This window comes from Labedaea rhizosphaerae (genome assembly GCF_004362825.1).
Taxonomy (GTDB): Bacteria; Actinomycetota; Actinomycetes; order Mycobacteriales; family Pseudonocardiaceae; genus Labedaea; species Labedaea rhizosphaerae.
The window spans coordinates 336,934-347,093 of sequence record NZ_SNXZ01000002.1; the positions used below are offsets into that span (position 1 = coordinate 336,934).

General features: G+C 71.9%; 8 protein-coding genes. 2 read left to right on the forward strand and 6 right to left on the reverse strand.

From position 1 onward, the window contains the following. Window positions 1-31 precede the first annotated feature (31 nt). Complete coding sequence (locus tag EV186_RS11150) at window positions 32-3,754, forward strand: SDR family NAD(P)-dependent oxidoreductase (RefSeq protein ID WP_133849166.1); 3,723 nt, start codon at window positions 32-34, stop codon at window positions 3,752-3,754. Further along, window positions 3,751-4,911: an acyl-CoA dehydrogenase family protein gene (locus EV186_RS11155; RefSeq protein ID WP_133849167.1), complete on the forward strand. Its 1,161-nt coding sequence runs from the start codon at window positions 3,751-3,753 to the stop codon at window positions 4,909-4,911. Before EV186_RS11150 ends, EV186_RS11155 begins: the two co-directional genes overlap by 4 nt. A 125-nt stretch (window positions 4,912-5,036) precedes the next feature. Here the strand turns inward: EV186_RS11155 and EV186_RS11160 are convergent, their stop codons facing one another. The 6 genes from EV186_RS11160 to EV186_RS11185 are packed head-to-tail and all read right to left on the reverse strand — an operon-like array spanning window position 5,037 to window position 10,137. Next, a complete protein-coding gene (locus EV186_RS11160; RefSeq protein WP_166659117.1) occupies window positions 5,037-5,996 on the reverse strand; it encodes an ATP-binding cassette domain-containing protein in 960 nt (319 codons plus the stop codon). Then, complete coding sequence (locus tag EV186_RS11165) at window positions 5,975-6,766, reverse strand: thioesterase II family protein (protein WP_243753968.1); 792 nt, start codon at window positions 6,764-6,766, stop codon at window positions 5,975-5,977. Before EV186_RS11165 ends, EV186_RS11160 begins: the two co-directional genes overlap by 22 nt. Window positions 6,767-6,771: 5 nt before the next feature. Then, on the reverse strand, window positions 6,772-7,833 hold the full coding sequence (locus tag EV186_RS11170) for an HAD-IIIC family phosphatase (protein ID WP_133849169.1): 1,062 nt from the start codon (window positions 7,831-7,833) through the stop codon (window positions 6,772-6,774). Then, on the reverse strand, window positions 7,830-8,993 hold the full coding sequence (locus EV186_RS11175) for an acyl-CoA dehydrogenase family protein (RefSeq protein ID WP_243753969.1): 1,164 nt from the start codon (window positions 8,991-8,993) through the stop codon (window positions 7,830-7,832). Before EV186_RS11175 ends, EV186_RS11170 begins: the two co-directional genes overlap by 4 nt. Window positions 8,994-8,995: 2 nt before the next feature. Then, entirely contained in the window at window positions 8,996-9,256 is a 261-nt protein-coding gene (locus EV186_RS11180; RefSeq protein ID WP_133849170.1) for an acyl carrier protein, read from the reverse strand. Window positions 9,257-9,285: 29 nt separating this feature from the next. Then, complete coding sequence (locus EV186_RS11185; RefSeq protein WP_279538291.1) at window positions 9,286-10,137, reverse strand: 3-hydroxyacyl-CoA dehydrogenase family protein; 852 nt, start codon at window positions 10,135-10,137, stop codon at window positions 9,286-9,288. Window positions 10,138-10,160: the final 23 nt, after the last annotated feature.

Below are 10,160 nucleotides of genomic sequence, written 5' to 3' on the forward strand. Positions count from 1 at the left end.
GCGTCCACGGGTACCCAGGAGGACCTGTCCCATGACCGAGATCGACACCGCATCCGACGCCGCCGAGATCCCCGAAGCCGCCGTCGCCCTGATCGGGATGTCCGGCCGCTTCCCCGGCGCGGCCGGGGTCGCCGAGCTGTGGCGCAACCTGCTCGCCGGCACCAAGGGGCTGCGCGTCGTCACCGACGAGGAGCTGGACGCCGCGGGCGTTCCCGCCGAGCAGCGGGCTGACCCGGAGTACGTCCGGGTGGGCGGTCCCCTCGACGGCATCGAGCTGTTCGACGCGGGCGTGTTCGGCTTCAGCCCGCGCGAGGCCGAGACCATGGAGCCGCAGCACCGGATGTTCCTCGAGTGTTGCTGGGAGGCCCTGGAGATCGCCGGGTACTGCCCGACGGAGACCCCGGGGCACGTCGGCGTGTTCGGCGGCACCGCGTTCCCGCACTACATGGTGCAGAACGCCCGCCAGGTCGCCGAGGAACCGGGCGGGGAGATCCTGCTCGGCATCGGCAACGAACGCGACTCGCTGGCCAACCTCGTGTCCTACAAGCTCGGGCTGCGCGGCCCGAGCGTCGCCGTGCAGTCGTTCTGCTCGACGTCGCTGGTCGCGGTGCACCTGGCCGTGCAGAGCCTGCTGACCTACGAGTGCGACATCGCGCTCGCCGGCGGCGCGCACATCCCGTTGCCGCAGCCGACCGGGTACCACTACCAGCAGGGCGGCATCCTCTCCCCCGACGGCATCGTCCGCAGCTTCGACGCCGAAGCCAACGGCACCGTGATGGGCAACGGCGTCGGCGTGGTCGCGTTGAAGCGGCTGGCCGAGGCGCTCGAGGACGGCGACCTGATCCACGCTGTCGTGCTGGGCTCGGCCATGAACAACGACGGCCGGGTGCGCGCCGGGTACACCGCCCCCGGGGTGGACGGCCAGGCCGAGGTGATCGAGACCGCGCTGCGGGTCGCGGGGGTGAAGCCGGAGTCCGTCGGCTACGTCGAGTGCCACGCCACCGGCACCATGCTCGGCGATTCGATCGAGCTGGCCGCGATGAGCCGCGTGTTCCAGCAGACCCCGCGGACGCCGTGTGTGCTCGGCACGCTCAAGCCCAGCATCGGGCACCTGGACCGCGCGTCCGGTGTAGCCGGGTTGATGCGTGCCGCGCTGAACCTCGAACACGAACTGCTCCCCGGCACGCCCGGCTTCACGGCGGGCAACCCGGCGCTGGCCGCGGCCGCCGACCGGTTCACCGTGCTGACCGAGGACCGCTCGTGGCCGCGCGGGGCCGACCCGCGCCGGGCCGGGGTGAGCTCGTTCGGCCTCGGCGGCACCAACGTCCATGTCGTGCTGGAGGAGGCGCCCCGGCGCCCGGCCCAGCCACCGCGACCGGGCCCGCACCTGCTCACGTTCTCCGCGGCCGACGAGCACGCGCTCGACGACCTCACCGAACTGCTGCGCGACCACCTCAACGACCACCCGGACGCCGACCTCGCCGATGTCGCGTTCACCCTGCAGTCCTCGCGTGGCGGGTTCGCGCGGCGGCGCGCGGTGGTGTGCGCGGACGTGGCCGACGCGGTGGCCGCGCTGGCCGACCGGGACCGCTGGATCGACGCCAAGACGACGCACCGCGACCCGCTGCTGCGGCTGACCGGGCCCGGCGTGACCGAAGACCTCACCCGGTCGCTGACCCGGCTCGGCGTCCGGCCCGCCGACGACCCGGAAGCCAAGGTGGCGGCGGAAATCCAGGTCGCCTCCGACGATGGTCTGCTGACCGTGCTGGCCCGCTGCTGGCAGGCGGGCGCCGTGCTCGACTGGGCCAAGCTGCACGACGGCGCCGGCCGGCGCGTCGAGCTGCCCACCTACCCGTTCCAGCGGCGCCGCTACTGGCTCGAGCCGCGCGCGGTCGAGCAGGCCAAGCCCGTCACGGGCCGCTACCCCGACCTGGCCCAGTGGACCAACCTGCCGAGCTGGGCGCCGCACCCGCTGCCCCGCGCCGGGCTCGACGAACAGTTGCGGGCGGCCGGCCCATGGCTGGTGCTGGCCGCCGAGGCCCGTGGCACGGCCCTGATCGAGCGGCTGCGTGATGCGGGCGCCGAGGTGACCGCGGTGCACGCCGGGGACGAGTTCGCCTGTGACGCCCTCGGCGACTTCACCGTGCGAGCCCACGAGCCGGACGACCTCGACGAACTGTTCGCGAACCTGTTCGTGGCGCCACGCACCATCGTGCACGGCTTCAGCCTCGGCGGCCCGCAGGACCGCGACCTCGGCGCGCCCCGGTTCGAGTCGGCCCAGGAACACGGCCTGTACTCGGCGCTCGCGCTGGCCGGCCTGCTCGTCGACGACAGCGGCACCGCCGCGGGCGTCGAACTGGTGCTGCTGACCAGCGGCGCGACCGGGGTCCTCGGCCCCGACCTGGTGCACCCGGAGCACGCGACGCTCGCCGCGCTGGCCCCGACGCTCGCGCAGGAGAACTTCCGGTTGCGCACCAGGCACATCGACGTGGACCCGAACGGCGGGGACCGGCAGCTCGACAGGCAACTCGACGCCGTGCTCGCCGCCGCCGTGTGCCGGCACGAAGGGCCGGTGGCCGAACGGGCCGGCGGCACCTGGCTGCGCCGCTACGAGCCGCACCCCCTGCCCGCCGCGGCCGAGGCGAACCCGCCGTTCCGCGACGGGGACACCGTGCTGATCACCGGCGGGCTCGGCGACGTGGGCCTGGTGCTCGCCCGCCACCTCGCCGAAAGCTACGGCTGCCGGCTGGTGCTGACCGCGCGGTCGCCGCTGCCGGACCGGTCCGAGTGGCCGGCCTACCTCGACGCGGTGCCCGCCGGCGGCGAACGCACCGCGCGCCACATCCGCAACGTGCTCGACCTGGAAGCCAAGGGCGCCACCGTGTTCGCGGCCTCGGCGGACGTCGCCGACGCCGAGCAGATGCGTGCGGTGGTGGCCGAAGCGTTGGCGCGCTTCGGTCGCATCGACGTGGTGGTGCACGCGGCGGGCGTGCAGGACAGCGCGTTCTTCGGGTTCGCCCACCAGATGGACCGCACGCAGGTGCGGGCGCACCTGGCCGCCAAGGTCGGCGGTTTCCACGTGCTGCAGGACGTTCTCGACGGGCACTGCCCCGACCGGCGGATCACGCTGTCGTCGCTGGCCGCCGTGCTGGGTGGCATCACGCTGGGTCCCTACGCGGCCGCGAACGCGGGCCTCGACGCCTACACGGCGGCGGCCCGCGCCGATGGCGGCGGTCAGTGGATCACCGTCGACTGGGACACCTGGCGCGTCGACGACGACCGCCTGGACGGGCACGGACCGGCCACGCAGGACTTCACGATGAGCCCGGCGGAAGGCGTCGAGGTGCTCGAGCGCGCGTTGGCCGCGGGCGACCACCTCGACCGGCTGGTGATCTCCACCGGCTCGCTGCCGGCTCGGCTGGCCCAGTGGGTCGTCGGGGACGTCACCGACCAGGAGGGCGCCGACGACGACAGCCGGGAACGCCACCCGCGGCCGGACCTGGACGTCGCGTTCGAGCCGCCCGCACCGGGCACGCAGGAAGCGCTGGCCGAGATCTGGTCCTCGGTCCTCGGGGTCGACCCGGTCGGCGCGCACGACAACTTCTTCGAGCTGGGTGGGCACTCGCTGGTGGCCATCAAGGTCACCAACCGGATCCGGGCCGCGCTGGGCAAGCCGGTCCCGGTGTCCGCGCTGCTCGACTGTCCGACCGTCAGCACGCTCGCGGCACTGATCGATGAGGGGCAAGAGGGATGAAGGCAACCGAACACATCCGCGCCGTCCAGGCGTTCACCCGGCGGGAGCTGATCGGCAACGACGAGGAGCTGGACTCGCTCGCGCCCGCTCCGCTCCCGCTCTACCGCCGGTTCGCCAACGCCGGTCTGGCCAACTGGTGGCTGCCCGAGGAGTACGGCGGGCACGGCTTTGGTCTCAGCGAGAGCGTCGACATCGTGGCCGAGCTGGCCTACGGCGATGCCGGCGCGGCATTCACCTTGTTCATCCCGATCCTGGCGACGAACATGGTGCGCTGGTACGGCTCCGACGCGTTGCGCGACCACTACCTCAAGCAGCTGGTCGCCGACGGCGCGTTCGGCGCGACGCTCGGCAGCGAGCACGACGCGGGCAGCGAGCTGGCCCGCATCACCACCACCGCGCGCCGCGACGGCGACAGCATCGTGCTGAACGGGCAGAAGGCGTTCTCCACCGACACCGACTTCGCGCAGTTCGTCGTCGTCATCGCCAAGGACGCCGACCAGGACGGCGAGTTCGTGGCCGTGCTGGTGCCCCGGGACACGCCCGGCATCCAGGTCGAGAAGCGCTGGAGCATGATCGGGCTGCGGTCGTCGGGGACCTACCAGGTCCAGCTGACCGACTGCCGGGTCCCGGCGGGGAACGTGTTGCGCGGCAACGGGTTGCGCCTGCTGGAGATCGGCCTGAACGCCAGCCGGATCCTGATCGCCACGACGGCGCTGGGCATCGCCCGCCGGGCGCGCGACCTGTGCCTGGACTACGCGAAGACCAAGCAGGTCAAGGGCGCGCCGCTGGCGCACAACGCGGTGTTCGCCGCGAAACTGGGCCAGCTGGAGATGCAGATCGACGTGATGGCCAACCAGTGCCGCGCGGCGGCGCGGGAGTTCGACGAGATCGCCACCAGCAAGGACCCGGCCGCCGGGTTCCTGCGTGCCGGCACGCTCAAGTCGTCGCTGACCACGAAGATGTTCTGCGGCCAGACCGGCTGGGACATCGTGTCGTGCGCGTCGGAGATGTTCGGCGGCCGCGGCTACACCCACGAGTCGCCGGTGGGCAAGCTGCTGCGCGACGTGCGTTACGTGTCCATTGTGGAAGGTGGCGACGACGTGCTGCGCGACCTGGTGTACACGAGATTCACGGTGCCGGTGTCCAAGCGTTCCTGATGCACAAAAGCCCGGCCCCGCAACTCCAATGGTTGCGGGGCCGGGCTTTTGGGTTGGTAGAACAGGAGATCCGACAACGAATCGGCCATCGAGACCGAGGGCTGGCACAGCCAACATGTAGCTGATCAGGCAGCAAGCGCAACAGATGTGGCGGTGTCGACAACGCACATCTGCGCGGCGATCCGGTCGAGCAGCTCCAGCGCCGCAACGGCGCCTTCCCGCACAGCCAGCCGGTAACGCGCGACGGGTGTCTCCCCGAGCCTGATCCGCTCGGCGTCGAGAACCACCAGGTCGGATGAAGTCGCCACCGCGGCCAACGCCGCATGCCCGATGAGCACGGCATCCACGAGCCGGCACTGAGCAGGCGCCGGTGCCGCGTCGGCGATCGCCGGCAGCAGGACCTCGGCCACCGGGCTGGAAGGGTTCATGAGCGCGGCGAACACCGGCTCGCACACCGGTGCCGCGCCGTCGCGGCCGCGCACCGCGACCCGGTCGGCGACACGCCCAGCCTGGCGGGCATCGGCGGCCACGACCAGCACGGTCGTCCCGAGCTCGGCGCGGATCCGGTCGAGCGCGGCCAGCACGCCGGCCGCGTCGCACTCGTCGTGGCCGGCGAGCGGGTCGCCGGCCACGAGCACGTCCGGGCCGTGCGCGAGGGCGACCGCGAGCGCGGCACGCCACCGCTCGCCGCCGCTCAGCTGGTGGGTCAGCGAGCCGGCCTTGCCGGCCAGCCCGACCAGGTCGAGCAGCCGCATGGCCGTGCTCGCGCACCAGCCGGCGTCGGCGCCGAAGCGCCGCAACGGCGCCAGGGCATTGCCGAACACCGTCCGGTGCGCCACGAGGCCGGCGCCCGCGCCGACCAGCCGCACCTGCCGCCGCGACGACGACGTGGCGCGCGGCTGACCGTCCTCGCGGCACCGGTCGCCGAGCGACTCGGCCAGCGCCGCCGGGTCGTCGTGCGGCCCGGCGACCACCACGGTGATGGTGCCGGGCGGCAAGTCGAGCACCGACCCGTCGAGCTCGGTCCACCAGCCGCCCGGCCCCGCGGGGCTGGGCGGCACGGTCACGCCGCGGTGCCCAGCCACGGTCGCAACCCTTCGAGGAGGTACTTGTGGGTGAGCGTCGCCTGCTCGAACACGGCGAAGTGCCCGCCCACCATGGTGTGCAGCTCGAACCCGCCGGTCGTGTGGGCCCGCCACCCGTCCTGCAGGGCGTGCTCGGCTCTCGGGTCCGCCGTGCTCGCCAGTACCGTGATCGGCGTCGAGAGCGGCGGCTCGTCGCGGTGGACGTAGGTCTCCTTGACGCTGAAGTCGGCCCGCACCGCGGGCATGATCATCGCCCGGGTGCCGGGGTCGGCGAGCAGCCACTCCGGCGTCCCGCCGAGCTTGCGGAGCATGTCCACGACTTGGTCCTCGGACATGCCCAGCACCTTCGGCCCGTCCTGCGCGCAGTGCGACGGCGCGACGCAGCCGGACAGGAACAGGTGCACCGGCTCGGGCGCGCCCAGCGCCCGGATCCGCCGCACCAGCTCGAAGGCGACCAGCGCGCCGAGGCTGTGCCCGTACACGGCGTAGGGACCGCCTGCCGCCTCGTCGACCACGATGGGCGCCAGTTCTTCGACCAGCGCGCCCATCTCGGTGAACGTCTCGTCGCGCAACCGCGTCTCGCGTCCCGGCGGCTGCACCGGCAGCAGTGCCGCGCCGGGCACCTTGCCCAGCCACGGCCGGTACGCGGACGCACTGCCGCCGGCGTGCGGCAGGCAGAACACCGGCAGCGCGCCGGGATCGGCGCCGCGGGCCAGCGCCCGCATCGGCAGCCAGCTCTTGCGCTGCTCCTCGGTGACGGTGTCGATCACGGCGCTCACCCGCCGATCTCGAGGCGGACGTAGGCGGGCGGCGGCTGCAGGGCGGCGAGGTCCGCCTCGAGCACGACGCGGTCGCCGTCGCGGCTGGCCTCCCGGAATCCGGCGAAGGCGTAGGTGATCTGCATCATCCGGTTGCGGCCGGTCTCCACGAAGTCGGCCTGCACCCGCACCCCGGCCGCCTTGGCCAGGCGCATCAGGTGGTTGAGCAGCACCATGCCGACACCGCGCGACATCACCCGGCAGGACATGAGCATCATCCGGACGTGCCAGACCTGCTCGCCCTTCTCCACGAGGGCCAGGCCGATCTTGCCGTAGCTGCCGAACTTGTCGGTGAGCGTGGCGACCAGCAGCAGGTGGTCGTCGGACTCGCGCAGCTCGTCGAGCTCGTCGTAGGAGTACGTGCGGCCGGTGGAGTTGAGCTGGTTGGTGCGCACGGTCAGCTCTTCCGCGCGCTGCAGGTCCTCGCGGCGCGCGGACTCGATGGTGAACGTCATGTCCAGGCTGGCGAGGAAGTCGTCGTCGGTGCCGACGAAGTCCTCGCGCAGCCCGTCACGGGCGATCTGCGCCTGGTACATGCCACGCCGCTGCGCGGACTCGTCGGTGACGAACCGCGGCTGGAACTCCGGGCGGCCCAGCTCGGTGTCGACCTCCAGGGCGTCCACCTGGAGCACCTCGGGCAGCGCGTGCCCGACCTCGGCCCGCTCGAACTCCTGGTCGTCGACGAAGGCGAACGCGTCGAGGCCGAGGTTGAGCGCGGTGGCGATCCGCCGCACGGACTCCGACTTGGCGTTCCAGTTGATCTGCGGGGCCAGGAAGTACTCGGCCAGGCCCAGCTCCTCGAGCTTGGCCAACGCCAGCTCCGAGTCGTTCTTGCTGGCCACGGAGTGCAGCACGCCCTTGCGGTCGAGCTCCTGGATGTGCTTCACCACGTTCGGGCGCAGCCGGACGTCGGCGTCCTCGAGCAGCACCCCGTCCCACACCGTGTTGTCCAAGTCCCAGACGACGCACTTGATCCGTCCCTGCTTGGGTTTCTGGATGGTGTCGCTGACTGTTGTCATTGCCGTAACGCCTCTCGGAACGCCTCGTCGGCGATGGTGATCCGCTGGATCTCGTTGCTTCCCTCGATGACTTCCATGACCTTGGCGTCGCGGTAGAGCCGGGCGACCGGGTAGTCACCGCCGAAACCGTTGGCGCCATGGATCTGCACGGCCTCGGAGGCGTGCCGGGCGGCGGCGGTGGACGCGAAGTACTTCGCCACCCAGGTCGCCATGATCGTGGCCGCGTCACCGGCGTCCTTGAGCCGGCCCGCCTCGCTCAGCAGCAACCGGGCCGCGCGGACGTCGGTCACCATGTCGGAGAGCTTCGCTCGGATCAGTTGCAGCCCGCCCAGCCGTGTGCCGCCGATCTCGCGGGCCGTCGCGTAGGCACCGCACGCTTCGAGGCAGGCCTGGATGATGCCCACCGATCCGGCGGCCACGCTGTAGCGGCCGAGGTCGAGCGTGCCCGACAGCACCATGCCCGCGGTGAACCCGCTCGGCCCGAGCAACGCGTCGGGTCCGGCCAGCACGTGGTCGAAGCGCACCTCGGCCAGCATGGAGGCCCGGGTGCCGAGGATCTCGGTGATCGGCGTGACGTGCACGCCCGGGCTCTCCCTCGGCACCAGGAACGCGCCGATGCTCGAGCCGACGCGGGCGAACACCAGGTACAGGTCGGCCCGCTGCCCGCCGGTGATCCACTTCTTCACCCCGTTGAGCACCCACCCGTCCGCGGTGCGGGTCGCGGTCGTGGCGATGCCCGCCGCGTCGCTGCCCGCACCGGGCTCGGTCAGGCAGAAGGCGCCGAGCACGCGGCCGGTGGCCAGGTCCTTGGCCCACCGGTCGCGCTGCTCGGGGGTGCCCCAGCGCTGCAACGTCCAGGACAGCATGGTGTGCACGGTCAGCAGGCTGCGCACCGACGAGCAGCCGCGGCCCACCTCCTCGTGCACGGCGCCGAGGGTGACCATGTCCATGCCCGCGCCGCCCTCGTCGACGGGCAGGAACGGCGCCCACAGGCCCGCCTCCCCCATCAGCTCGAGGGTGTGCTCGGGCACGCACGCGGCCTGCTCCCACGCGTTGGCGTACGGCACGATGTGGTCGTCGACGAAGGCCCGCGCCGAAGCGCGGTCCGTCACCGGCAGGATCGGCTCGGCCAGCTCGCCGAGCATCACGGGGGCGGCCATGATCAGGCCCCCGAGGCAGCGGGCGCCTGCTGGTGGCGGGCGACCAGTGCGGCCATCGCGGTCGCGGTCCGGAAGTTGTCGATCTGCAGCTCCTCGCCCCGGATCGTGATGGCGAACGTCTTCTCGATGAACATGACCAGCTCCAGCGCGAACAGCGAGTTCACGAAGCCCAGCTGGAAGATGTCCTGGTCGGCGTCGAACCGCTCCTGCGGGAAACGCCCCCGGACGAAGTCGAGCACCTGCTCCTCAACGTTCTGCGACATGGATCTCTCCCTCTCGTGGTGCAGCCCAATCAAGCGACGGTCGCCCGGTTGGAGTTGGTGTAGTCGTAGAAGCCGCGGCCGCTCTTGCGGCCGTGCAGCCCGGCGTCGGTCATCTGCCGCAACAGCGGGCAGGGCCGGTACTTGGGGTCCTGGTAGTGCTCGTGGATCACGTCCAGGCTGTGCAGCACGGTGTCCACGCCGATCAGGTCGGCGGTCTCCAGCGGGCCCATCGGGTGCCCGAAGCAGCTGCGGAACACCTCGTCGACGGCCTCGGCGGTGCCGACGCCCTCGTACACGAGCGCGGCGGCCTCGTTCATGAACACGTGCGAGACCCGGTTGGAGATGAACCCGCAGGCGTCCTTGACGTCGATGGCCTTCTTGCCCATCGCGGTGAGCAGTGCGCGGGTGCGCTCGATCGTCTCCGCGGAGGTGTGGAAGCCGGGGATCAGCTCCACCGCGGGCTTCGACGGCACGGGGTTCATGAAGTGCACGCCGATGATCTGCGCCGGCCTGCCGGTCACCGCGGCCACCTTCGTGATCGGGATGGCCGAGGTGTTCACCACGAACACCGTCTCCGGCGCGCAGGCCTTGTCGAGTTCCAGGTAGACCGCCCGCTTGGTCTCCCAGTCCTCCGGCACGTTCTCGATCACGATGTCGGCCTTGGCCAGCGCGTCGGCCCCGACGCCCGTGCTGATCCGCGACAGCACCTCGTCGGCGTCGAGCGCGGGACCACCCATGAACCGGCTCATCCGGCAGTTCTGCCGAATGGTGGCCAGGGCGTCGGCAAGGATCTGCTCGCTCAGGTCGACCAGCACGACGTCGTGCCCGGTCTGCGCGAGGTTCTGGGCGACCCCGACGCCCATCACCCCAGCACCCACCACTCCAATTGCTGTTCCGCCTCCCC

Coding starts and splice junctions, on each gene's coding strand:
- EV186_RS11150 (WP_133849166.1), top strand. CDS start 32: ATGACCGAGATCGACACCGCATCCGACGCCGCCGAGATCCCCGAAGCC.
- EV186_RS11155 (WP_133849167.1), top strand. CDS start 3,751: ATGAAGGCAACCGAACACATCCGCGCCGTCCAGGCGTTCACCCGGCGG.
- EV186_RS11170 (WP_133849169.1), bottom strand. CDS start 7,833: ATGACAACAGTCAGCGACACCATCCAGAAACCCAAGCAGGGACGGATC.
- EV186_RS11175 (WP_243753969.1), bottom strand. CDS start 8,993: ATGGCCGCCCCCGTGATGCTCGGCGAGCTGGCCGAGCCGATCCTGCCG.
- EV186_RS11180 (WP_133849170.1), bottom strand. CDS start 9,256: ATGTCGCAGAACGTTGAGGAGCAGGTGCTCGACTTCGTCCGGGGGCGT.